Source organism: Glycomyces mayteni, assembly GCF_042428885.1.
Classification (GTDB): Bacteria; Actinomycetota; Actinomycetes; order Mycobacteriales; family Micromonosporaceae; genus Glycomyces; species Glycomyces mayteni.
Genome location: NZ_JBHMBP010000004.1, coordinates 627,218 through 651,225, shown reverse-complemented (window position 1 = coordinate 651,225; position 24,008 = coordinate 627,218). Strand labels below are relative to the sequence as shown.

Here is a 24,008-nt window from a genome sequence, read left to right as displayed (position 1 = left end):
TTTCTGGTGTTAGACGGAGGCCGAGGCCTCGTTCTTGGAGTGGACCGAGTAGTCGTCCTCGGTGGGGACGTGGAAGACCGAGCGCGGGGCCATGCCGTGCGCCTCGATGCTCTGGCAGTACTTGGAGATGCGCACGACGGACATGCCGAGGCGCGCGGCCATGTCGGTGACCCAGTACGGGACCCGCTCGTTGGCCTTGACCTCCACGATCGCCTTGTGCGGCGGGATGATGAGCCGGTTCTCGACCTCGGCGCCCAGGTGGAAGTCGCGGTCGCGCCCCCGCACCCGGTGGTCGATCGTCACGCGCAGCCCCAGGTCCGCGTCGGAGCCCAGGTACGCCTCGCGGCTGTACGCGGTGATCGCGGTGGGCCGCAGCCCGTGCCCCTCGACCAGGCCCATGACCTCTTCGAGGAACGGCCGCTGCTCCGGCAGGTGGTCGATGAGGACCGCCTCGTCGCACAGCTTGCGCGCCAGCAGGTACGGCACCTTCACGCGCCGCTTCTGCGTGACCCGGTTGACCCGCTGCTTGATCTCGATGTACACGGGCGTGTCGTCGGTGAGCTCGTGCCGCTCGCCGTACGCGCGCACCCGGACCTTGCGGCGGAACCGCAGGCCCTCGATCTTCTCCCAGTAGTACCGCAGCGAAGCGGAGTCGTAGTACAGGCTCGCGACCGGGTACCCGCCGTGCACGGTGAACGGGTCGGCCTCCATGCGGGCGGCCAGCTCCTCGCGGAGCCGCGGGACCTCCTCGTACGAGAGGAGGTACTTGATCTCGAAGCGGTTGAACGAGTGCAGTGCGCTGGCGGTGCGGCGCAGGTGTCCGGCGTCGGGTCCGGTCATTGGCGCTCCTTGTCAATCGGGAACGCAATGAGTCAAACCGCGCAAACTGATTTTGAACTCTGGGTTAACTCAAGATCAGCTCAAGACGGACGGGAGATGAACGGAAGTCGCTAATCCTCCTGCGGCGCAGTCGACTCCGTGCCGCTCTGGATCTCGCCCTCGTTCACCTGGTCGTCCAGGGGGATCACGGTCCGGTCCAGCGTCACGTCCGTGGAGTCCCCGGCGCCGACCGAGATCGAGTCGTAGGCGGTGAGCGCCTTCGTGTTCGGGTCGAAGTACAGGATGTCCATCTCCATCTTCCCCGACGACGAGGACGTGAAGTGGCGCAGCCCGCCCGCGCCCGTGGACCCCTCGACCATGAGCATCGTGCCGTCCCCCAGGTCCGACACCGACCGCTCGTGCATGTGCCCGGCCAGCACCAGCGGCACCACCCCGGCCAGCGGCTCGGCCATCGGCGGCTCGTGGACCATCGCCACGTCCGCGCCGCCCGCGTCGGTGATCGCGCCCGCCAGCCGCTCCCCGGACTCGGCGAGCATCTGCTGCACGTACTCCTTGCCCGGCAGGTTCCCCTTGTCCGGCGTGAACTGCGGGTCGGGCACCCCGCCGAAGCGCAGCCCCGCGATCTCCCGCACCTCGCCGTCGAGGATCACCACGTTGTCGTAGGCCGCGAGCGCGGCGACCGTGGTCGCCGAGTCGTGGTTGCCCTTGACGAACACGTACGGCGCGTCGATCTGCTCCACGCCGCGCGAGAAGATCTCGGCCTCCTGCTCCGAGCCCCAGTCGTTCATGTCGCCGGTGTCGGCGACCGCGTCGATGTCGAACTGCCCGACCACGGTCTCCATCAGGTGCCACGCGTTCGGGTTCAGGTGCAGGTCCGAGACGTGCAGGACCCGGATCGAGTCGTCCTCGATGCCGACCTGCGGCATGTCCATCGCCAGCGTGTAGAACCCGGAGATGTTCGTGACGATCTGCTGGAGGTCCCCGACGTACTCCTCGTAGTTCTCCGCGATGTTCTCGGCGCTGCCGACCACGCTGGGCGCGTACGTGAGCAGCCCCTCGTACCGCGGCTGCGAGATCGACTCGGTCCGCAGCGTGCCCGCCGCGAAGCCCACCAGCGCGGTCGTGACCGCGAGCGACGTGAGCCCCGTGAGCAGCGCGCGGCGCATGTTCCGGAACGCGAGCGCCCCGACCAGCAGCCCGCACAGCGTCACGATCGCGAGCGCCTCCACGGCCACGCGGATCACCGCGTCCGTGACGTCCTTCGCGAGGTTCTGCGACGCGGTCGTGAACCCGTCGGGGGAGTTCATGATGTACTGCGCCTCGACCGGGTCGATCGAGTCGAGCGACAGGTCCAGGCCGATCGGCCCGTCGTGGCTGTCGAATATGATGTCGCCCAGCGGCGGGATGTTCACCGTCGTCTCGCCGCTGACGTCCGGGCGGATCGACACGGTCGTGTCGAACGGCCCGATGTCGGCCTTCGTGCCGCCGACGAGCGCGAGCCCCGCGGCGGCGGCCCCGACACCCAGTGCCAGGATCGCGGCGGCGACGGCCCCGCGGCGCGTCGCGGGGGAGTTCCTGAAGCGCGACCAGCCCGCGGCCGTCCTGCGCCACAGGGATCTCGCGCGCCGTGCGACGGGGCGTGCGGCGTCTCGGAGGCGGCGCAGGGCGGGGGACCGGTCGTTCATCTAGACCCTTCCTTGTGCGGCGTAGCTGGTGGAGAAGCGGATGATGCGGTCGTCGGCCTCGTTCGCGGTGCAGCCGCGCTCCTCGACGCAGCGGCCGTCGCGGTTCGAGGTCGTCACCCACAGCATCCCGTCGGGGCCCATGGCGACCGATCGTAGTCGACCGAACTCGCTGACGACGGCGGCTTGCGGTTCGCCCGCGGGCGCGCCGGACGAGTCGAACTGCGCGATCCACAGGCGCTGGCCGCGCAGGCACGCGGTGACGAGCGAGTCCTCCAGGAACACGGCCCCGGCGCAGGACCCCTCGAAGGGCTCCCAGGTCAGGACCGGGTCCGCGTACTGGTCGTCGCCGCCGGGGCCCTCGTAGTACGGCCAGCCGTAGTTCGAGCCGGGCTCGATCAGGTTGACCTCGTCGGCGATGTCCTGGCCGAACTCGGTGGCGTACAGGTCGCCCGCGGCGTTCCACGCGAGGCCCTCGATGTTGCGGTGGCCCAGCGAGTAGACGGGGGACGCGGGGTCGGGGTTCCCCTCGGCGGGCTCGCCCGCGGCGGTGATGCGGAGGATCTTGCCGGCCAGGGAGTCCGGGTCCTGCGCGGCCTCGCCGTTCCCGGCGTCGCCGGTGGCCGCGTACAGGAACCCGTCGGGGCCGAATTCGAGCGCGCCGCCGTTGTGGTGGTCGGAGGCGGGGATGCCGGTGAGGACCGGTTCGGGCGCGGCGTCGGTGGTCGGGTCGATGCGGACGATCCGGTTGTCCTCGTCGCTCGTGTAGTAGAGGTACACGGCGTGGTCGTCGTCGTAGGCGGGGGAGACGGCGACGCCGAGGAGACCGCCCTCGCCGGTGTCGTCCACGTCGATCGTGCGCAGCTCGGCGGGCTCGCCCGCGGTCCCGTCCTCGGCGACGGGGATCTGGAGGAGCCGCCCGGTGCGCTCGCCGACGATCGCGGTGCCGTCGGGGAGGAAGTCCAGGCCCCACGGCATTTCGAGCCCCTCGGCGACGACGTCCATGAACGTGGCCGGGCTCTCGGGCGCGCCCGAGGGGGTCGGCAGGTTCGGGGGCTCGCCGGACTCGGGCTCGGGCGGCTCGCCGAAGGAGCACGAGGCGAGCGAGAATGCGGCGGCGGCAGCCGCCGCGGCCGTTAGCAACCTGCGCATGGCGACAACCTTATAGGCCGTCCACGACACGTCCCGCTCCCCGCGATCCACCGCCCCGGGGTCCCCAGGGCGGCCCGGTTCTATGCACGGCCCCGGCGGTCGAAAGCGATTGCTGCGGCTAGGCTCGGGAATTGTGAAAGTCTGGATCGCCCACGAAGCGGGCCGCGCACTCCTGGGCCCACTCCCCGCGGACGTCGAGGTCGAGGTCTACGACGGCAAGTCCGACTACCCGTCCGACCCCGCCGCCGTCGACTTCTGGGTCCCGCCGTTCCTCGCCCAGTCGAAGGTCACGACCCCCTTGCGGGACATGACGTCCCTGAAGGCGATCCAGCTCCTCAGCGCGGGCGCGGAGGTCTGGGTCCCGGTCGTCCCGCCCGGCGTGACCCTCTGCGACGCCCGCGGCGTCCACACCGGCGTCACCGCCGAGTGGACCGTCGGGGCGGTCATCGCGTCGATGCGCGGCTTCGACCTGTTCGCCCGCCAGCAGACCCGCCACGAGTGGCGCGTCGAGTGGACCACCACCGCGGTCGGCAAGCGCGCCTTGATCGTCGGCGCCGGGGACATCGGCGAGAAGGTCGCCGAGGTGCTCACCGTCCTCGGCGTCGAAGTCGAGAAAGTGGCCCGCCGCGAGCGCCCCGGCGTCCACCCGATCGCCGCGGTCGAGACCCTCCTGCCCGAGTTCGACATCGTGGTCCTGATCCTCCCGCTGACCGACGCCACCCGCGGCCTCGTGGACGCGAAGTTCCTGTCCCGCATGAAGGACGGCGCCCTCCTCGTCAACGCCGCCCGCGGTCCGATCGTCGACACCGACGCCCTCGTCGCCGAGGTCGCCTCCGGCCGCCTCCGCTGCGCCCTCGACGTCGTCGACCCCGAACCCCTTCCCGCGGGCCACCCCCTCTGGGACCTCGAAGGCGCCCTCATCACCCCCCACGCGGGAGCGTCAGTGGACGGCACCCTCGACCGCGCCTACGCCCCGGTGGGCCCCCAGATCCGCCGCTTCGCGGCAGGACAGCCCCTGGAGAACGTCGTCGCCGACGGCTACTGACGCTCCTCGGGGGCGTTCTCGCGCAGTTCCTGGCCGCCGATCTCCAGGACCTGCGGGAGGTTCTCGGGCTTGAGGGGGTCGAGCTTGATCTGGGACTGGTCGGCGAGTATGGCCTGGACGCCCTCGTTGCCGGTGGCGAAGCCGTCGATCTGCTTCCAGGGGATCTCGCGGGTGGTGAACACGCCGCGGACGCTGATGCCGTCGGTGGTGACGTCGACGCCGGAGCGCCACGCCCACATGGAGATCCCGAGGGGCGCGAGGAGCAGGAGCGCGCCGAGGACGATCGAGACCGGGCTCCAGAGCGGCTGCTCCAGCATGAGCGAGAGGGACAGCGGGGCCACGGTCAGCCAGGCGACGAAGGCCGCGCCGGTGATGGCCGCGGAGCGGCGGATGCGCAGGCGGCGGGTCGGGAGCGGGGAGTCTGCGGGCGTCATGGGTCCAGATTGACACACCCGGGCGCGGGGTCCGCACAGTGCCGGTCCGGTTTCTGTCCGATTGTCGCTTGACGTGAGCGTCGCACGTGGCACGATCAGGTCATCGGCAGCGGAACGAGCCTGGTGGGGGTGAGTGTGGCCGTCAAGATCACATTCCGTCCGACGACGCGACAGGTCATCGGCCGCGCCCTGTTCCTCGGCGGCGTCTCCGCGCTGGTGGCGCTCGTGCCCGCCGTCGGGTACATGCTCGCCGCGGGCCACTGGTCCCACCTCACCCTCGGCGGCCTCGTGCTCGTCGCCGCCGCGGTGGCCCTCGCGGTCGCCTACGCCGGGGCCCGCCGCCACGGCGTGGTCCTCGACGAGCGCGGCATCCACCCGCTCGACGCCCAAGGGACGCAACCGAAGGCCGAACGGTACGCCGCGTGGACCGAGGTCGCCGACATCCGCGCCGAGCGCCGCGCGGGCCGCACCGTCCCGGTCGTCTACGTCAGCGACCCGGCGCAGAAGCCCTGGCGCCTCCGGGCCCCCTACTCCGGCCGCGCGCTCTCGGCCGACGCCGAACTGGACGAGAAGATCTTCGTCATGCGGTCCCTCTGGGAGGGGTACCGGCGGGGCCTCCCGCCGCGCCGCTCCGGCGAATAACGGCATCGACCAGCGTCACTGTCGGCAAGCGCACTCACATCCTGAAACTTCCGAAACATTTCAGTGCCACCGAGGCGGAATGCGATTGCCAATCGTGACGCTATCGTGACCTTTACGGCGACTTACCAGCCTTGACCCGGTTTTTGCGCTGCCGTACGCTCACCGCTATTACCGAAAGTTTTCGGACCTCTTCCGGAAATCCCCCAACAGTTTCGGTACGCCGCGGAGTCGTGCAGGGCTCCGGCGGACCCCTTCATGTGCACTGCGCGACCACGGAAGGAGCGCTCACCGATGAGCACTCAGCAGCCCCGCAGCAACCCCTCCGAACGGCCCGCCCTCCAATGGCACCCCGCCCTCACTCGCCGCGGCCTCGTCCTCGGCGGCGCCGCCGCGATCACCGCCTCCGCCGCCGGATGCAGCTTCTTCTCCACCGAGAACGACGCCGCCGAAGGCGGCGGCGACAAGGGCCCCGAAGCCCCCATGCTCGCCGAGCGCGTCGAAGCCGGCGACCTCCCGCCCGTCGAGGAGCGCCTCCCCAAGGAACCCCTCGTCGTCACCCCCGCCGAGTCCTCCGGCCAGTACGGCGGCACCTGGACCACCGCCGTCACCGGCGCCGCCGACGGCCCCTGGCTGTGGCGCACCATCAACGACGGCCACCTCCTCGAACGCTCCCGCGACTGGACCGAGATCCGCCCCAACATCGCCGTCAGCCTCGAACCCAACGCCGACGCCACCGAGTTCACGATCGTCCTCCGTGAAGGCGTCAAGTGGTCCGACGGCGAGCCGCTCACCACCGCCGACGTCGAGTTCGCCTTCGTCAACGTCGCCTCCAACCCCGAACTCACCCAAGGCTTCCCGACCGAGCTCTCCTCCATCGACGGCAGCCCCGCCGAACTGGAGATCGTCGACGACTACACGTTCATCATCCGGTTCAACTCGCCCAAGCCCCTCTTCCGCGACGACATGGCCGCCGGCACCTCCGGCCAGCGCTTCACCATGTACCCCCGCCACTACCTGGAGCAGTTCCACCTCGACTTCAACCCGAACGCCGACCAGGAGGCCATCGACGAGGGCTTCGACGGCTGGGTCGCCCGCTTCACCTCCAAAGGCAACCTCTGGAACTTCATGTGGGAGAACCCCGACCTCCCCACGCTCCTGCCGTGGATCTGCAAGAAGCCGATCTCCGACGCCGACTACGCCCTCTTCGAGCGCAACCCCTACTACTGGAAAGTGGACGAGGACGGCAGCCAGCTCCCGTACCTCGACGAGGTCCGCTACAACATCATCGCCGACGTCGAGACCATGTTCGCCCACGCGATCAACGGCGACTACGACTTCCACTCGCGCCACTTCAACGACAACGCCCACCGCGCCGACGCCGTCGACAACGAGGGGAACGGCGGCTACACCGTCCTCGACCTCGAATCGACCTACTCCAGCGACATGAACCTCGCGTTCAACATGAACCACGAGAACCCCGCCCTGCGCGCGATCTTCCAGGACAAGCAGTTCCGCATCGCCATGTCCCACGCCATCAACCGCCAGGAGCTCATCGACGTCCTCTGGAACCGCGTCGGCGAACCCGCCCAGGCCGCCCCCCGGCCCGAGTCCCGCTTCTACGACGAGGCCTTCGACACCCAGTACCTCGAATACGACCCCGACACCGCCAACCAGCTCCTCGACGACGCCGGCTACGCCCTCGGCTCCGACGGCGTGCGCGCCGCCGCCGACGGCACCCGCCTCGAATTCACCGCCGCGGTCGCCGACGACGCGCTCCTGGGCACCATCTGGATCAACGCCCTCGACATGATCGTCGACACCTGGGCCGAAGTCGGCGTCCAGCTCCACATCGGCAGCCAGCCCCGCGAGAACTGGCAGGTCGTCGTCAACGAGTCCGACTTCGACCTCACCGTGTGGACCGGCGACGGCGGCAACATCGACGAGACCACGTCCACCTACTGGTACATGGCCGCGGGCCCCGGCGGCGGCGCGTTCTTCGCCCGCCAGTGGTCCGAGCTGTACACCAACGGCACCACCCAGGACCCCCTCGTCGCGGACCCGCCCGCGTTCATCACCGAGCAGTGGGACCTCTACGACCAGTTCAAGGCCGAGCCCGACGAGGCCGCCCGCGACGAGATCTTCAAGCAGATCCTCGCCATCGCCAAGGACGAGTTCCTCGCCATCGGCACCGTCCGCGGCCAGGGCGCCTGGGCCGTGGTCGCCGACCGGCTCAAGAACGTCGGCGGCACCATGCCCGAGAACCCCAGCTACGGGACGCCGGGCCCCGCCGCGCCCGAGCAGTGGTACATCGACGAGAACTAGTCAGGCAGAGGGACGACCGTGCTTCGATACCTGGGTCGCCGCGCGCTCTACATGGCGGCGACGCTGCTGGCGATCTCGCTGGTGGTCTTCGTGATCATCAACCTGCCGCCCGGCGACTACGTGACCGCCCTCCAGTCCCGCTACGCCGCACAGGGACAGGGACTGACCACACAGGACCTGGAGAACCTGCGCGTCAGGTACGGCCTCGACGGCAACCTGCTCCAGCAGTACTGGCACTGGTTCACGCAGATCGTCCTGCACGGCGACCTGGGCATGTCCTTCGAGCACGAGAAGCCCGTCTCGCAGGTCATCGCGCCGCGCCTGGGCTGGACCATCGCGGTCTCGCTCATCACCCTCCTGGTGACGTGGGCGCTGGCGTTCCCGATCGGCGTCTACTCGGCCGTCAAGCAGCACTCGATCGGCGACTACGCGGTGACCACCGTCGGCTTCCTGGGCCTGGCGACCCCGAACTTCCTGATCGCGCTGGTGTTCATCTACTTCAGCGTGACCTGGTTCGGGTCCGTCCCCTCGGGACTGTGCTCCCCGGAGTGGTGCGACGCGTCCTGGAACCTCGGGAAGCTCCTCGACCTGCTGGGCCACTTGTGGATTCCGATGATCGTCATCGGCACGGGCGGCGTCGCGGGGCTGGTGCGGATCATCCGCAACAACCTGCTCGACGAGCTGCGCCGCCCGTACGTGACGGCCGCGCGCGCCCGCGGCGTCCCCGAGGGCCCGCTGCTGCGCCGCTACCCGCTCCGCGTGGCCCTCAACCCGTTCGTGTCCACGATCGGGTGGATCCTCCCGCTCCTGCTGGTCGGCGACATCGTCGTGGGCCAGATCCTGAGCCTGCCGACGCTCGGCCCGATCCTCCTGGGCTCCTTGAAGTCCCAGGACATGTACCTGGCGGGGTCGATCATCATGGTCCTCAGCGTCGTCACCGTCATCGGCACGCTCGTCTCGGACCTGCTGCTCGGCTGGCTCGACCCCCGCATCCGACTCGGACACCAGAGGTGACGCCCCGATGACGCTCAAAGAATCGGACGCCCCCGGCTCGACCCCCGGCCCGAGCGAGGCCCGGCGCACCCGCGCCTCCCAGCGCCGACTCGTGTGGTGGGCCTTCAAGAAGCACCGGCTCGCGCTCGTCTCCGCGTGGCTCCTCGCCGCGATGCTCGTCGTGATCGCCCTGTGCGAGTTCATGGCCCCCTTCACCGACCGCCACCGCGACTCGGAGTACACGACGGCCCCGCCGCAGGTCCTCAAGCTCTGGGACACCGACGGCCCCGACGGGTTCCGCTTCGGCCTCCACGTCGACGGCTACACGTCCGAACAGGACCCCCGGTCCCTGCGGATCACCTACGAGCCCAACCCCGACGACCGCGTGGACGTCGGCCTCTTCGTCAAAGGCGAGGAGTACGAGCTCTTCGGCCTCATCCCCATGGACCGGCACCTCATCGGGCCCGAAGACGTCGACGACCCGATGTACCTGTTCGGCACCACCACCGACGGCCAGGACCTGCTGAGTCAGCTCGTGTACGCCACCCGCGTCTCCGCCTCGGTCGGCATCATCGGCGTGCTGCTGGCGTTCCTGCTCGGCATCGTCCTCGGCGGCGTCTCGGGGTACTTCGGCGGGTGGATCGACAACGTCGTGCAGCGCGTCATCGAGCTCATCATGTCGGTCCCGTCGATCCCCCTGTGGCTCGGCCTCGCCGCCGCGCTCCCGGCCACGATGGGCCCGGTGGGCAGGTACTTCATCATCACGACGATCCTCGCGCTCGTCGCGTGGACCGGCCTGGCGAGAGAAGTGCGCGGCCGGTTCCTCGCGCTGCGCTCGGAGGAGTTCGTGACCTCGGCGCGGCTCGACGGCTCCAGCCACGCGCGGGTCATGTTCCGGCACATGCTCCCCTCGTTCTCCTCGCACGTCATCGCCGCGCTGAGCCTGTCGATCCCGGGCATGATCCTCGCCGAGACCGCCCTGTCGTGGCTCGGCATGGGCCTGCGCCCGCCTGCGGTCTCGTGGGGCGTGCAGCTCCAGGACGCGAGCAAGTGGAGCGTCCTCTCTGGAGCGCCGTGGCTGCTCATCCCGGGCCTGTGCGTGGTCCTGGTGGTCCTCGCGTTCAACTTCGTCGGCGACGGCCTGCGCGACGCCGCCGACCCCTACAAGCACTAGGTGAGCAATGGAGCAACCCTTGAAACCGCTGCTGGAGATCTCGGGGCTGCACACCAGCTTCGGCACCTTCGACGGGAAGGTCCGCGCCGTCGACGGCGTCGACCTGGAGGTCCACGCCGGCAAGACCCTCTGCGTGGTCGGCGAGTCCGGCTGCGGCAAGTCCGTCACCGCCCGCTCGATCCTGCGCCTCGTGGAGGACTCCGGCTCGATCGACGCCGGGACCATCACCTGGCACGGCGACGCCCTCGACGGCACCGGCGAGCCGTTCGACGTGCTCGCCCTCGACCCGCGCGACAAGCGCCTCCAGAAGCTCCGCGGCGGCGACATCGGCATGATCTTCCAGGAGCCCGCCGCGTCCCTGCTCCCGCTGCGCACCATCGGCGCCCAGCTCGTCGAGACCCTGAGAATCCACACCGGACTCGACAAGAGGGCCGCCCGCGCCCGCGCGATCGAGCTGCTCGACGCGGTCGGCATCCCCGACCCGAAGCGCCGCATCGACGCCTACCCGTTCCAGCTCTCCGGCGGCATGTGCCAGCGCGCCATGATCGCGATCGCCCTGTGCGCCAACCCTTCCCTGCTCATCGCCGACGAGCCGACCACGGCCCTCGACGTGACCACACAGGCCCGCATCCTCGATCTCATCCGCTCGCTCCAGGCGAAGCACCGGATGGCGGTCCTGTTCATCACCCACGACCTCGGCGTGGTCGCCGAGCTCGCCGACGAGGTCGCCGTCATGTACCTCGGCCGCGTGGTCGAGCGCGCCCCCGTGGACGAGCTCTTCGCCGATCCCAAGCACCCCTACACGAAGGCGCTGCTGGCCTCCGTTCCGGTCCTCGGCCGCGACCGCGGGCGCGACCTGCCGACGATCCCCGGCACCGTCCCCAACCCGCTGCACCGCCCGTCCGGCTGCTCGTTCCACCCCCGCTGCGCCGAGGCCGTCGCCGGGAAGTGCGACCTCGACGCACCGCCCGAAGTGGACTTCGGCGGCCGCAGCGTCGAATGCGTCCTCTACGACACGGAAGGGGCCCAGGCATGAGCGACCCGCTTTTGGAAGTCCGCGACCTCCACGTCCGATTCCCGGTGCGCCGCAACCTCCTGGGGCGCACCACGGTGGAGAACCACGCCGTCTCCGGCGTCGACCTCGCCCTGGTGCCCGGCGAGACCCTCGCGCTGGTGGGGGAGTCCGGGTGCGGGAAGACCACGCTCGGGCGCACCATCGTCGGAGCGCAGAAGGCCACGAGCGGCTCGGTCCTGTTCGAGGGCAACGACCTCACGGCGATGCGCGACCGCGACCGGGCCCGCTACCGGCGCCAGATCCGCATGGTCTTCCAGGACCCGTTCTCCTCGCTGAACCCGCGCTTCACGCTGCGGCAGATCATCGGCGACCCGCTCGTCGCCACGGGCGAGGCCCGCGGCTCGGAGCTGGAGGACCGCGTCGCCGAGATGATGCGGCGCGTGGGCCTGAGCCCGGACTACATGGACCGGTACCCGCACGCGTTCTCCGGCGGCCAGCGCCAGCGGGTGAACATCGCGCGGGCCCTGATCGTCAACCCGCGCCTGGTGGTCGCGGATGAGCCGGTCTCCGCACTGGACGTCTCCGTCAGGGCCCAGATCCTCAACCTCCTGCGCGAACTGCAAGCCGAACTGGGCCTGACGTACCTGTTCATCTCGCACGACCTCTCCGTCGTGGAGAACCTCGCCGACCGCGTGGCGGTCATGTACTTCGGGCGCATCGTCGAGCTCGCGTCGACCGCCGACCTCTACGAGCGGCCGCGGCACCCGTACACCGAGGCCCTCATGTCGGCCGTCCCGATCCCGGACCCGGCCCTGAAGGGCCGCGGCGGCCGCATCCTCCTGCCCGACGAGCTCCCCGACCCGTCGAACCCGCCCCCGGGCTGCGCCTTCGCGCGCCGCTGCCGCCACGCCGAGCCGGGCCGCTGCGACACCGGCGCGATCCCCCTGGAAGACGGGGCCCGCTGCGTGCGGCGCGGGGAGCTTGACCTCCAGGGCATCGTCGTGGCACCATCCTGAAGACACTCCCTGAATGCGCTTGCCAACGATTTTGAAGGGCCGGTAGTGGCACACCCGAACTCCGACATCATCCCCACCGTCGAGGGCCTGGCCTACGGGGGCGACTACAACCCCGAGCAGTGGCCGCGCGAGGTCTGGGACGAGGACGTGCGGCTCATGCGCGACGCGGGCGTGAACATCGTCAGCGTCAACATCTTCGCCTGGGCCAGTGTGCATCCCGGGCCCGACACGTGGGACTTCGAGCAGCTCGACGCCGTCATGGACCTCCTCGCTTCTGCTGGCATCAAAGCCGACCTGGCGACCTCCACGGCGTCCCCGCCGCCCTGGTTCTCCCAGCTCCACCCCGAGACCCTCCCGGTCAACGCCGAAGGAATCCGCCTGAACTCCGGCGCCCGCGCCGAGTACTGCCCGCACGCCCCGGCCTTCCAGTCCAAAGTGGTCGAGATGGCGTCCCGCCTCGCCGAGCGCTACGCCGACCACCCGGCGCTCGCCATGTGGCACGTCGGCAACGAGTACTACCGCTCCTGCTTCTGCGACCTCGCCGCCGACGCCTTCCGCGCCTGGCTCCAGGACCGCCACGGCTCCCTCGCGGGCCTGAACGACGCCTGGGGCACCACGTTCTGGTCCCAGACCTACACCGACTGGTCCCAGGTCCTCCCGCCCCGCATCTGCGCCGAGACCCCCAACCCGGGCCTCCTCCTGGACTGGCAGCGCTTCTCCTCCGACGCGCTCCTGGCGCTCTTCCGCTCCGAGGCCGACGCGATCACCGCTTTCAGCCCCGACAAGCCGATCACCACGAACCTCATGGTCACCGGCGACTTCTCCGGCCTCGACTACCACCGCTGGGGCGACCACGTCACGGGCCCGAACCGCCTCGTCGCCACCGACCACTACCTCATCCCGCCCCACGACAGCGACATCGAATGGCCCGCCCAGGTGGCCTTCGGCGCCGACGCCTCCCGCGGCCTCGCCGCCGGGTCCCCCTGGCTCCTCATGGAGCAGTCGACCAACTCCAGCGCCTGGCGCCGCGGCTACTTCGCCAAGCGCCCCGGCGACCAGCTCCGCCACTCCCTCTCCTATGTGGCCCGCGGCTCCGAGGGCGCCATGTACTTCCAATGGCGCGCTTCGCGATACGGCGCCGAGCGCTACCACTCGGCGATGCTCCCGCACGGCGGCGAGGACTCTAAGGTCTTCCGCGAGGTGAAGGAGTTCGGCGCCCAGCTCAAGCGCCTGGGAGAGATCAAGGGCTCCAAAGTAGTCTCCAGGGCTGCGATCCTCCTTGACTTCGAATCGGTTTGGGCCGCGAAGACACCGGGGCAGCCGTTCTCTGACATGGCGACCTACCCCGAACTCCGCCGCTGGCACGCCGCCCTCTGGCGCCGGGGCGTCACCACCGACCTCGCCAACCCCGCCTGGGACCTGTCCGGCTACGAGTACGTCTTCGCCCCGCACCTCTACCTCCTCGACTCCGACGCGAACCTCCGCGCCTACGTCGAGAACGGCGGACGACTCGTCATCGGCCCGTACTCCGGCGTCGTGGACCGCAACGACCACGTCCACCCCGGCCTCCCGGGCGCGATCCGCGACCTGACCGGCGTCCGCGTCGAAGAGTTCGTCCCGCTCCCCGAAGGCGAACGCGCCCTGTTGGACGACGGCACCGAAGGCCAGACCTGGACCGAGGCCGCCCACGCGATCGACGCCGACGTCCTCGCCAGCTTCAAGGACTACCCGTCCACCGGCGCGGTCTTCCACCGCCGACTCGGCCGCGGCGAAGTCTGGTACCTCGCCACCCGCCCCGCCGACCTCAACCCGCTCTTCAACCGCCTCGGCCTGTTCTCCGACGCCCCCGAGGGCCTCGAACTGGTCCGCCGCCGCCACGACGACGGCAGGACGTACCTCTTCGCGATCAACCACACCGACCAGCTCCACGCCGTGGACGCCTCCGGCCAGAACCTGCTGACGGGAACGCAGTGGACCGGTGAACTCGCGCCCGGCGAAACGGCGGTCATCCGAGAATGAACTGCGGCGCGTAGGCGATCACAATGAACCGGGCCGAACGCCCGACAAAACAAACCACAACGAAAACCGGTGTCCGAACGCGCGTACCGGCAATGTAAATACTGGTGGCCAACAACGGAGGCAACCCCAAAAAGGCACTGACGAACAGGACGGGAATGGTCAAGGCAGGCCGTTCCAAGAGCACCGTCAACCGTGCCCCGGCCGCCTTCAACGGCCCGGCCAACCTACCGACCCGTTCCCGCACCAAAGAAACCGGCCGGTTCCCCCGCACCGCCCGCCTCCGCCTCCGATGCTCCGAAGCCGCACTCACCCACTCCCGCACCCGCTCCGACCGAAAGACCCCCCGCGCCCCCAGAAAGATCACGGTCTTCCCCACCGTCTGCCCCGCCGCCGCCGTCAACCCCACCCCGACCGGCCAACACCCCGCCACCGCCACCACCCCCACCACATACGGCTCAACAGGAGCAACAGGCAAAAACGCCGACACCAACCCACTCGCAAACGTAGACAGGTACACCGCGATCACGCGCGAACCGACTCACCGCAAGAGCCAGCCCACTCGCCCATCCAACGTCCATCTCACCAAAGGGGTAACAGCAACCCGCTGCCCCCCAGACCCTAACCCCTCCCCACCAACCCCCACCCGCCCAGCATTCACCCGATGGCAGCAACCACCATGAACACTGCGGCCACCGCGAAGCACAGGATGGCGGCTTGAATCCTCCTGTACTTGACGTACGCGAGTGTTGCCAGCAAGGACAACTCAGCCGCTGCGTACTTCAGTTTCCGTTCAGGGCTTGCGGAGACACGCAGAGCAGTCTCGATGATCTGCGAGGGCTTTCGACGGGCACCGGTTTTGATGCCTGACCCGCCGGAGAGCCGCGGCCAGACCACCATGCCCAACATGAAGATGCCCAGGAACAAGAACACGGCAGCTGTCCAAGCGGCCGTGCTGTGTAGGCCGAGGGGCCGGGTTAATGAGGGTGCAGCGATGAGCACAGCCGCGATCGGAATCGCTCCAGCCGCGAGCAGTGCCGCCTTTGTGTCGGCGTGACTCACGTTGATCCGGGCGTGGTCGATCTGACGATGGATTTCCGCGAGTGCGGCCTTGACCAACTCGGGATGCGGGGCACTCAAAGCAACCTCCGAGGTCTCAATGCTGATTAACAGCATCGCACGGTACGACTCCCTGTCGGGTGCCGAGAAATGCCGCTCGATCGCAGCGAGGTCCTCCCTGTCCTTCTCCCGGCCGAGCTTTCGCTTGTAGCCGACCACATCGGGTAGAGAGAGATAACGCAGGCCGTCGAACACGTCGGCGCGTTGGATGAGCTCGTCGGCACTGCCAAGACCCCTGAGCCAGCGAGCGCTGACATTGACCTTGCCTCCGAACAACCTCGCGATCTTGTCCCCGGTCTGCTCGCCGAGCTCGATTCCTCCGTGATGGTCCTGGAAGGTCAGATCGAACGCCAGGTCGAGTGAAGCACCGCGTGCGACGATGTCGATGTCGGAGATCCCGTCGATCACCCGGTCGTGCAGCAGGCGGGCGCTTCCCGCGAGCACGAAGTCGTTCGGATCGAATCCGGAGTACTCAACCAGTGATCGGACAAGGCCGATCAAGTATGCGCCGTCTTCGACGACGTCGCGGATGTCCGCCATTGACTCTCTCTAGCTGGGCAGCAGTGTGTTGACGGAGAAGGCGACGATCAGAGGCGATGCCGGTACCGTTGGAACGACGGGACGCGCGCATGGGCAGCTCTGGTCGTTAACGGCGCCTTCCTTTCGTTGAGGAGGAGGCGCTCGATCGCAGCCGGGTCCTTGACGATGAGGCTTGCGCGGCCGGTGGTCACGACCCCGGTCTCGCGCAGGCGCTTCAGGACCGCCGCTGCGGATTCCCTTGAGAGTCCGCTCAGTGAGCCGAGATCTCGCTGGGTCACACCGCTGATACGGATGCCATCAGCCACCTGCTTGCCCATGCCTGCCGAGAGCAGGCGCCAAATGCCTTTCGCGATCTTGAACTCGCTTGTCGTCGCGGATTCGACTTCTGGCCGATCGTTGACGAGGAGCCGGTTGGCGAGATGCCGCATCATGGCCAGGTTCACTCGCGTCTCGGCCATGAGGAACTCAAGCCAGACCGGACCTGGTATGAAGTGGGCCTCGACCTCGTTGATACAGACGAGGTCGGCTGAGCGTGGTTTCTCTAGAATCGCGGCGAGTTCGCCGGCGATGCTTCCGGGCGAGTAGATGTAGATGATCCGTTTGGGCTCGCCCGTGATCGCCTTGATGTGGCCGGAGCGGAGGTAGAGGACGAAGTCGCTTTGGTCGCCTTCTCGGACCAGGATCGTGCCGGTCGGGTAGGACACCGGGTGGCCGGCGGGCAGGAGGCGGTCGAGTTCCTCTTGTGTGAGGAATCCACTCGCTTGTGTGTTGCCGGACATGTTGTTGAGTGTAGTGGTACACACAAGGAGATCTCGGCAATGAGCCGCCGGAGTGTCGTGAATCCGACTGGAAGTTGGTTCCCTTGGGGCTGAAGGGGACTGGGTTACGAAGCGGTCTTCTCCGGTTCGGGGGCCCCGGTGGGGAGGACGGGGTGTCTCAGGCCGGGGTGGTCTTGCGGGAGGGTTGCTTTGATGATCCAGCCGCTGATGATGAGGCAGAGGATGAGGAGGGGCCAGGAGAGGAGGATTTGGGCGAGGCCGCCTCCGATGACGGCGAGGTCGTCGCTGGCGGCGTTCCAGAACGGGGTGAGGACGGCGACGCGGAGGGCGTACATGGCGACCCAGATCCAGGAGGCGAGGGAGTAGGCGCGCAGGAGGGCCGGGTCGAGGCGCCAGTGGGTGCGCTGGCCCAGGAGGCCGCCGACGATGAGGCCGAGGAGAGGACGGCGGAAGACGATGAAGCCGGCCCAGACGAGGGCGCTGGCGGCGTTCGAGACGATGCGGGGGAGGAGGATGTCCTGGGCGCGTCCGGTGTGGAGGACGATCAGGGCCGCGACGGCCACGCTCAGGAGCCCGAGGACCACGGCCCGTGGCCGCTGTCGTTGAACGAGCCGCACGACCGCGATCGCGGCGGCCGATGTGAGCGACGCCCCAGCGGCCCAGGCGATCGAGTTCCCGGTCAGGAGCCAGGTGAGGACGAACACCACAAGCGGGGCGGTGGCGTCGAAGGCTCCGCGCTTGCCGCCTAGTAGGCTGACGAGCGTGTCTTGCCGCACAGTATCGGACAACTCCCGACCCTCACCTCTCGACCCGGTATCTCAGGCAAGGCTACCCTAACCGCAGTGGCCGGCCGGGCGTCAGGCCCGCGGCCTCGACTACGGATGGATTGGCACGGTACCGGATGCTCGGCACACATCGGATCACCGAAACGCAGCTCGTCGACCTGCTCCGCCGTGCCAGAAAGACCGACTTCGGCCGCTGGAACAAGGCCGACCTCGTCCGCGGCATGTCCGACCTCGGCTGGCAGGTCCGCTCCGCCGAAGTCGACATCGGCATGTGGCGCGCCGAGACCGGCTACGACACCGGGAACGCCATCGCCGACTCGGTCCCGCCCCAGACCCCCGTCACCGGACGCGCCGACTTCTACTCGATCGAGGTCATGGTCCTGCGCTCGGCCGAACGCGGCCGCCAAGGCGAGAACCACCGCACCCTCATCTTCCGCGAAGTCCTCCGCACCATGATGGCCGAACTCGGCGCCCCCGAGATCCGCGGCGGCGACGGCGGCCCCTGGATCCGCTGGTACCGCGACGGCCTCATCTTCGAGCTCCACCTGCGCCGCTTCCACGGCGGCGTCACCCTGCGCCTCCTCTCGCCCGACCTGTTCGAGCAGCTCGAAGCCCACGCCATCGGCAAAGGCGACATCTCCGGCTGGTCCGCCTACGCCCGCTCCGGCTCGCGGCCCCCCGAGCCCGCCTGCCACGACATGGGCGAGTTCACCGAGCGCCTCAGCTCCCTCCTCCAGGACATGGCCGCCGACGTCCCCGTCGTCGACACCTCCGGCACCGTCCTCCTGCGCACCGGCGACTGGTCCGCCCGCTACGTCGCCGCGTTCGTCGACGACGGCCTGCGCGTCGAAGCGAGCGCCGCCGTCAGCGGCTCCTGGCGCGGCGGGCTCTCCAACCTCCCGAGCATGGGCTTCCGCGCCCCCAGCGGCACCCAGCCGAACTGGTCGCGCACCTTCAACTCCACCGACCGCACCGCCACCAACCAGGCCGCCCACATGATGGTCGACGCCCTGCGCGCCTTCGGCATCCAGGACCTCTTCGACATCGTCTACGACGGCTTCACCGCCGACGGCGAGCGCATGTACCTCCCGGTCCTCGGCATCGGCAACGGCGAGAACCCCTACTAGCGGCGGCCGGAACCAACTAGCCGCGCGGCTAGAATCGGATCATGATCGTCGACCTCCGCTCCGACACCGTGACCCGCCCGACCCCGGGCATGCTCGCCGCCATGAGCAGCGCCGACGTCGGCGACGACGTCTACGGCGAGGACCCCGCCGTGAACGCCCTCGAAGCCGAAGCCGCCGCCCTGTTCGGCAAGGAGGCGGCCGTGTTCACCCCGACCGGCTCCATGGCCAACCAGATCGGCCTCCAGCTCCTCGTACGCCCCGGCGAGGAGCTCCTCGCCGACGTCAAGGCCCACGTCGTCAACTTCGAGATGGGCGCCGCCGCCGCGCTCGGCGGCATCTCCACCCGCACCTGGGCCGGACCGAACGGCCGCATCGACGCCGACCAGGTCGAACCCCTCATCAACCGGCCCAACCCCTACGTCACCGTCACCCGCGCCATCGCCGTCGAGAACACCCACAACATCGGCGGCGGCACCGTCCAGCCCGTCGAGGAGCTGCGGCGCCTCAAGGACCTCGCCGACGCCTACGGCCTCGGCCTCCACCTCGACGGCGCCCGCATCTGGAACGCCCACGCCGCCACCGGCACCCCCTTCGCCGAGTACGGCCGCCTCTTCGACACCGTCTCCGTGTGCCTCTCCAAGGGCCTCGGCGCGCCCGTCGGCTCGCTCCTCATCACCGACGCCGAGCGCGCCCAGCGCGCCCGCGTCATCCGCAAGCGCCTCGGCGGCGGCATGCGCCAGGCCGGGTTCCTCGCCGCGGCCGGGAGCTACGCGCTGGCGAACCACATCGACCGCCTGGCCGAGGACCACGCCCGCGCGCAGCACCTCGCCCGGTCGCTGGAGCCGTTCGGGATCTGCGACGCCGCGCAGGTGGAGACCAACATCGTGCTCGTGCGCATCCCCGAGATCGCGAAGGTCGCGGCGGCCGCCGCCGACCAGGGCGTGAAGATCTCGGTGCTCGGGGCCGACTGGGGCCGGATGCTCACGCACCTGGACGTGGACGACGCCGGGATCGAGCACGCGGTGAAGGTCCTGGGCACGCTGCTCGGCAAGTGACCGAACGGACGGTTGCCGAAGTCGTCCGGCTTAGGTAGGTTAGGCATGCCTTTATTAGTCCTGCCTAACCTGTCGGAGGTCGGTGCGTGTACGCCTGCATCTGCCACGCGGTCCACGAGAACGAGGTCCGCGACTGCATCAGCGCGGGCGCGCGCACGGAAGAGGCCATCGGCGAGGCGTGCGACGCGGGCACGAGCTGCGGCACGTGCCACGACCGCCTCCAGGACATGATCGAGAGCTACTTCACGGAGGCGGCTCCCGCGGCGGCCTGACCGCCCCGGATTGTCGGCATTTTCCCGGCCCTTTAGGCGGTCCTCCGTTAGGATAGGTTGTCCTATTTTAGGTATTCCTGGCTGGATTTGGCCCCTCATCTGTGCCTAGGGTTGGGCCACCGGTCGCGGACCGGGCCACTGGACGACCGGGAAGGACACCGCCGATGCAGGGCGACAAGAAGGTCATCGAATTCCTCAACGAGCAGCTGACCGCGGAGCTCACCGCGATCAACCAGTACTTCCTCCACTACAAGCTCCAGGAGAACTGGGGCTACACGAAGCTGGCGAAGTACACCCGCGCCGAGTCGATGGACGAGATGCGCCACGCCGAGATCCTGACCGACCGCATCCTCTTCCTCGACGGCATGCCGAACTACCAGCGCCTGTTCCCGCTGCGCATCGGCACCTCCATCAAGGAGGTCTTCGAGTGCGACCGCCTCATCGAGGTGGAGGCGATCGACCGCCTCAAGCGCGGCATCGAGCACATGGAGTCGGTCAAGGACTACGTCTCGCGCGACCTGTTCGAGTCGATCCTCAAGGACGAGGAGCACCACATCGACTACCTGGACACGCAGCTGGAGATCCTGGAGAAGATCGGCGAGCCGCTCTACATCCAGAGCCTCATCGAGCAGCCCGAAGAAGCCTAGGCGCGCACGCGCTTTGAGGGGGCCGGCTTTCGCCGGCCCCCTTTCTTCTTGCGGCAGAGCCCCTCACATCTCCACCACAGTGGTAGGTCGCCGCCTTGACAGCGCCGACGCAAGGATCGTAACATATCAATACTTTGAATGGAAGTTTCCGAGAGTTTCGGAGACGGTCTATGCTGAGCGAGCAGTCGCGGGCCGGCACTCCACGACTCCGGCCGCGGCGTACCCCTACGCGAAGGAGCGTCCATGCCGCATTCCTCCCCTCACGCCCCCGCTTCCCCCACCGCCACCCGCCGCACCGTCCTCGCCGGCGCGGCCGCAGCGAGCGGCGCCGCCGTGCTGCCCCTCGCGTTCGCGAGCCCGGCGCACGCCGACGACCTGCTGCTGTCCACGGACTTCTCGTCCGGCACCACCGAGGGCTGGTACGTCCGCGGCGCGGTGTCCCTCTCGGTGAACGCCGAAGGGAACCTCCTCGTGGAGGGCCGCACCGCCACCTGGAACGGCGCCGCCATCGACCTCACCTCCCACATCGAAGTGGGCGCCCGCTACCAGCTGCGGGTCCTCATGCGCCTGCCCTCGGGCACCGAGGCGGCGGACCTGCGGACCACCGTGCAGCGCGACGCCGCCGGATCGACCGCCTACGAGTCGGTCACGTGGAACACCGCCGTCACCCCCGACGCCTGGACCGAGTTCACCGGCACGTACTCGATCACCCAGGCCGCCGACCAGCTCCAGTTCTACGTCGAGTCCGCGTCCAGCCTCACGCCGGTCCTGGTCGACAACTTCACGCTCACCCGCATCGAGGAGCCCGAGATCCAGGACCTGCCCCCGCTCAAAGACGTCCTCGAATGCGACTTCCCGATCGGCTGCGCCGTCGAGCCGCGCGAGGTCGTCGGCAAGCCCGCCGAACTCCTCGCGAAGCACTTCGCGCAGGTCACCACCGGCAACCAGATGAAACCCGAGGCGATCCAGCCGACCGAAGGGGTCTTCGACTTCGCCAACGCCGACCAGATCGTGGCCTTCGCCGAGGCAAACGGGATGCGCGTGTGGGGCCACACCCTCCTGTGGCACAACCAGACCCCCGCGTGGTGGTTCCTGGACGCCGCCGGGAACCCGCTCCAGAGCACGCGCGCGCACCGGGCGCTCCTGCTCGCGCGCTTCGAGGCCCACGCGAAGGCGATCGCCGACCACTACGGCGACCGCGTGTGGGCCTGGGACGTCGTCAACGAGGTGGTCGACCCCGAGCAGTCCGACGGGCTGCGCCGCTCGCGCTGGTACGAGGTCTTCGGCGGCGGCGCCTACATCGGCGAGGTCTTCAAGATCGCCCGCCGGGTGCTCCCGCGCAAGGTGAAGCTCTTCCTCAACGACTACAACACCGAGTTCCCCGACAAGCGCGAAGCGGTCTACAACCTGGTGCAGGACCTCAAACGCAAGCGCGTCCCGATCGACGGCGTGGGCCACCAGGCGCACGTCGACTACAAGCGGGACCCGCAGCTCCTTGGCGAGACGATCGACGCGTTCAAGCGCCTGCGGGTGCTCCAGACCGTCACCGAACTCGACGTGTCGGTCTCCGACTACATGGAGGAGTCCCTGCCCGCGACGCCGCCGGAGCGCCTGGTCGCGCAGGGCTGGTACTACAAGGAGCTGTTCGACGTGCTGCGCGAACGCTCCCGCGACCTCGAATCGGTGACCGTGTGGGGCCTGTACGACGCGGTCTCGTGGCTGCGGACCTGGCCCGTGCCGCGCCCGCACGAGGCGCCGCTGTTCTTCGACGACCGCCTCCAGGCGAAGGCCGCGTACTGGGGCGTCGTGGACCCCTCCCAGCTCGAACCGCTCCCCTAGAGACGTCCGGGAGCGGGGCGTTCAGATCCGGGGCCCCGCTCCCGGGCTCACTTTCCGGGGCGGCGCATGGGGACATGGGGGATGCCGTCCTCGACGTACTCGTCGCCGTCCTCGACGAACCCGTACTTGCGGTAGAAGCCCGCCGCGTACGTCTGCGAGTCGAGCACCACGTCCGCTTCCGGCCCGGCCAGGTCGAGCGCCGCGGCCATGAGCCGCCCGCTCAGCCCGGTGCCGCGCTCGGCCGGGACGCAGCAGACGCGCCCGATCCGCAGGTTCGTCCCGTCGTGGAGGAGCCGCAGGCACGCCACGGCCTCGCCCGGCTCGTCGCCGTCGGCCCAGAAGTGGACCGTCGCGGCGGCGGTGTCGTGGCCGTCGAGGTCCGGATACGGGCACTCCTGCTCGACCACGAACACGTTCTGCCGGAGTCTGGCCAGGGCGAACACCGTGGGCCCGTCGAGTTCGCCGAAGCGGCCCTGTCGAATTTCACGCATACCCGCCATTAGAGCAGCGTTCCCGTTCGAGCGGTTGGACGCTCGTGCAACTGTGCCTCTGGACGCTCCGCAAGCTACGCGCCTGTGCCCGTTGGACGCTCCGCAAGCTACGCGTACTCGTCCGCTATCTCACGGGCCCTGTCCCTCGCCGCCTCGATCGCATCGGTCACGGCCGACCGCGCCCGGTGGTTCTCCAGCTGCCGCACCGCGCTGATCGTCGTCCCGGCCGGGGACTCGACGGCCTCGCGCAGCGCCACGGGGGAGTCGCCGCTCTCGCGGAGCATCCGGGCCGCGCCCAGGGCCGTCTGGGTCACCAGCTCCTTGGACACGTCGCGCGGCAGTCCCATGAGGACGCCCGCCTCGGTCATGGCCTCGGCCAGGTAGTAGAAGTACGCCGGGCCCGAGCCGGAGATCGCGGTGACCGCGTCCTGGTGCTTCTCATCCACGACGAGGGTCCGCCCGAGCGGCTTGAACAGCTCCTCGACGGCCTCCAGGCACCGCGCGTCAGCGTGCGTCCCGGGGGACAGGACCGTCATCGCCTCGTCCACGAGCGCGGGGGTGTTCGGCATCGCGCGGACCACCGGCGTCGCGTCGGGCAGGCGCTTCTCGAAGAACGCCACGGGAAGCCCCGCGCAGATGCTCACCAGCGGCGTGTCCGGCCGGAACGCGCCGGACAGCTCGTCGAGGAGCGCTCCCGCGTCCTGCGGCTTCACCGCGACCACGACGACGTCGGCGTCCGCGACGGCCGCCGCGTTCGGCGCGACCCGCACCCCGTACTGCTCGCACAGCGCCGCCGCGCGCTCCTCGCTGCGGGCCGTGGCCGTGACCGCCTCGGGGGACCACCCCGCGCGCAGCAGGCCCGACACGATGGCCTGCCCCATCTTCCCCGCTCCCAGTACCGCGACTCTCCGCATCACCGCTCCTCTCGCGTACGACTGCCAGTCGATTGTGCCTCGCGACCCGCCGAACGGGCGCGATGCTGTCCCATAATGCGAAAAGTAGATGTATTGCGCGTTTCGTCAC

General features: G+C 69.2%; 22 protein-coding genes. 13 read left to right on the top strand and 9 right to left on the bottom strand.

The window, feature by feature from the left end:
* Positions 1-9 precede the first annotated feature (9 nt).
* The 3 genes from ACFFXY_RS18355 to ACFFXY_RS18345 form a co-directional block, all read right to left on the bottom strand.
* On the bottom strand, positions 10-840 hold the full coding sequence (locus ACFFXY_RS18355; protein WP_382353731.1) for a polyphosphate polymerase domain-containing protein: 831 nt from the start codon (positions 838-840) through the stop codon (positions 10-12).
* Positions 841-950: 110 nt separating this feature from the next.
* The gene (locus ACFFXY_RS18350) at positions 951-2,525 is read right to left on the bottom strand and encodes a metallophosphoesterase family protein (protein WP_382353729.1); all 1,575 of its coding nucleotides are present in this window, start codon (positions 2,523-2,525) and stop codon (positions 951-953) included.
* Positions 2,526-3,674 (bottom strand): PQQ-dependent sugar dehydrogenase, encoded by a 1,149-nt coding sequence (locus ACFFXY_RS18345; RefSeq protein WP_382353727.1) that lies wholly within the window; start codon positions 3,672-3,674, stop codon positions 2,526-2,528.
* Positions 3,675-3,807: 133 nt separating this feature from the next.
* Between ACFFXY_RS18345 and ACFFXY_RS18340 the strand changes: the two genes are divergently transcribed.
* Positions 3,808-4,719, top strand: coding sequence for a 2-hydroxyacid dehydrogenase (locus tag ACFFXY_RS18340; protein ID WP_382353725.1), 912 nt, complete (start codon positions 3,808-3,810; stop codon positions 4,717-4,719).
* On the opposite strand, the gene ACFFXY_RS18335 is transcribed toward ACFFXY_RS18340, so the two are convergent.
* Positions 4,713-5,153: a PH domain-containing protein gene (locus ACFFXY_RS18335; protein ID WP_382353722.1), complete on the bottom strand. Its 441-nt coding sequence runs from the start codon at positions 5,151-5,153 to the stop codon at positions 4,713-4,715. The genes ACFFXY_RS18340 and ACFFXY_RS18335 overlap by 7 nt on opposite strands.
* Before the next feature lie 129 nt (positions 5,154-5,282).
* On the opposite strand from ACFFXY_RS18335, the gene ACFFXY_RS18330 reads away from it, so the two are divergent.
* The 7 genes from ACFFXY_RS18330 (at position 5,283) to ACFFXY_RS18300 (ending at position 14,334) form a co-directional block, all read left to right on the top strand.
* A complete protein-coding gene (locus ACFFXY_RS18330; RefSeq protein WP_382353719.1) occupies positions 5,283-5,795 on the top strand; it encodes a hypothetical protein in 513 nt (170 codons plus the stop codon).
* A 291-nt stretch (positions 5,796-6,086) separates the two neighbouring features.
* Positions 6,087-8,117, top strand: a complete 2,031-nt coding sequence (locus ACFFXY_RS18325) for an ABC transporter substrate-binding protein (RefSeq protein WP_382353716.1) — start codon at positions 6,087-6,089, stop codon at positions 8,115-8,117.
* 18 nt (positions 8,118-8,135) lie between these two features.
* Complete coding sequence (locus ACFFXY_RS18320) at positions 8,136-9,131, top strand: ABC transporter permease (protein WP_382353713.1); 996 nt, start codon at positions 8,136-8,138, stop codon at positions 9,129-9,131.
* A 7-nt stretch (positions 9,132-9,138) separates the two neighbouring features.
* Positions 9,139-10,284 carry an ABC transporter permease gene (locus ACFFXY_RS18315; RefSeq protein WP_382353710.1) on the top strand — a complete coding sequence of 382 codons (1,146 nt, stop codon included), beginning with the start codon at positions 9,139-9,141 and terminating at the stop codon, positions 10,282-10,284.
* 7 nt (positions 10,285-10,291) lie between these two features.
* Positions 10,292-11,320, top strand: a complete 1,029-nt coding sequence (locus tag ACFFXY_RS18310; protein WP_382353707.1) for an ABC transporter ATP-binding protein — start codon at positions 10,292-10,294, stop codon at positions 11,318-11,320.
* A complete protein-coding gene (locus tag ACFFXY_RS18305) occupies positions 11,317-12,315 on the top strand; it encodes an ABC transporter ATP-binding protein (protein ID WP_382353704.1) in 999 nt (332 codons plus the stop codon). The genes ACFFXY_RS18310 and ACFFXY_RS18305 overlap by 4 nt, the downstream gene beginning before the upstream one ends.
* A 45-nt stretch (positions 12,316-12,360) precedes the next feature.
* A complete protein-coding gene (locus ACFFXY_RS18300; protein ID WP_382353701.1) occupies positions 12,361-14,334 on the top strand; it encodes a beta-galactosidase in 1,974 nt (657 codons plus the stop codon).
* A gap of 654 nt (positions 14,335-14,988) precedes the next feature.
* Here ACFFXY_RS18300 and ACFFXY_RS18295 read toward each other — a convergent pair.
* From ACFFXY_RS18295 to ACFFXY_RS18285, 3 genes are all read right to left on the bottom strand, one after another.
* The gene (locus ACFFXY_RS18295) at positions 14,989-15,990 is read right to left on the bottom strand and encodes a Pycsar system effector family protein (protein ID WP_382353698.1); all 1,002 of its coding nucleotides are present in this window, start codon (positions 15,988-15,990) and stop codon (positions 14,989-14,991) included.
* A 47-nt stretch (positions 15,991-16,037) separates the two neighbouring features.
* The gene (locus ACFFXY_RS18290) at positions 16,038-16,769 is read right to left on the bottom strand and encodes a Crp/Fnr family transcriptional regulator (protein ID WP_382353695.1); all 732 of its coding nucleotides are present in this window, start codon (positions 16,767-16,769) and stop codon (positions 16,038-16,040) included.
* 104 nt (positions 16,770-16,873) lie between these two features.
* Entirely contained in the window at positions 16,874-17,545 is a 672-nt protein-coding gene (locus tag ACFFXY_RS18285; RefSeq protein ID WP_382353692.1) for a DUF3159 domain-containing protein, read from the bottom strand.
* 125 nt (positions 17,546-17,670) lie between these two features.
* Between ACFFXY_RS18285 and ACFFXY_RS18280 the strand changes: the two genes are divergently transcribed.
* The 5 genes from ACFFXY_RS18280 to ACFFXY_RS18260 all read left to right on the top strand — a co-directional run bounded on the left by ACFFXY_RS18280 (position 17,671) and on the right by ACFFXY_RS18260 (position 22,494).
* Positions 17,671-18,681, top strand: coding sequence for a TY-Chap domain-containing protein (locus ACFFXY_RS18280; protein ID WP_382353689.1), 1,011 nt, complete (start codon positions 17,671-17,673; stop codon positions 18,679-18,681).
* A gap of 44 nt (positions 18,682-18,725) precedes the next feature.
* The gene (locus ACFFXY_RS18275) at positions 18,726-19,736 is read left to right on the top strand and encodes a threonine aldolase family protein (protein WP_382355498.1); all 1,011 of its coding nucleotides are present in this window, start codon (positions 18,726-18,728) and stop codon (positions 19,734-19,736) included.
* An 86-nt stretch (positions 19,737-19,822) separates the two neighbouring features.
* Positions 19,823-20,008: a (2Fe-2S)-binding protein gene (locus ACFFXY_RS18270; protein ID WP_382353686.1), complete on the top strand. Its 186-nt coding sequence runs from the start codon at positions 19,823-19,825 to the stop codon at positions 20,006-20,008.
* Between the two features lie 164 nt (positions 20,009-20,172).
* Positions 20,173-20,655, top strand: a complete 483-nt coding sequence (gene bfr / locus ACFFXY_RS18265) for a bacterioferritin (protein ID WP_382353683.1) — start codon at positions 20,173-20,175, stop codon at positions 20,653-20,655.
* Between the two features lie 243 nt (positions 20,656-20,898).
* Positions 20,899-22,494 carry an endo-1,4-beta-xylanase gene (locus ACFFXY_RS18260; protein WP_382353680.1) on the top strand — a complete coding sequence of 532 codons (1,596 nt, stop codon included), beginning with the start codon at positions 20,899-20,901 and terminating at the stop codon, positions 22,492-22,494.
* A 47-nt stretch (positions 22,495-22,541) separates the two neighbouring features.
* Here ACFFXY_RS18260 and ACFFXY_RS18255 read toward each other — a convergent pair whose 3' ends face one another.
* Positions 22,542-22,985 (bottom strand): GNAT family N-acetyltransferase, encoded by a 444-nt coding sequence (locus tag ACFFXY_RS18255; protein WP_382353677.1) that lies wholly within the window; start codon positions 22,983-22,985, stop codon positions 22,542-22,544.
* A 107-nt stretch (positions 22,986-23,092) separates the two neighbouring features.
* Positions 23,093-23,899 carry a pyrroline-5-carboxylate reductase gene (gene proC, locus ACFFXY_RS18250; RefSeq protein WP_382353674.1) on the bottom strand — a complete coding sequence of 269 codons (807 nt, stop codon included), beginning with the start codon at positions 23,897-23,899 and terminating at the stop codon, positions 23,093-23,095.
* Between the last annotated feature and the right edge of the window lie 109 nt (positions 23,900-24,008).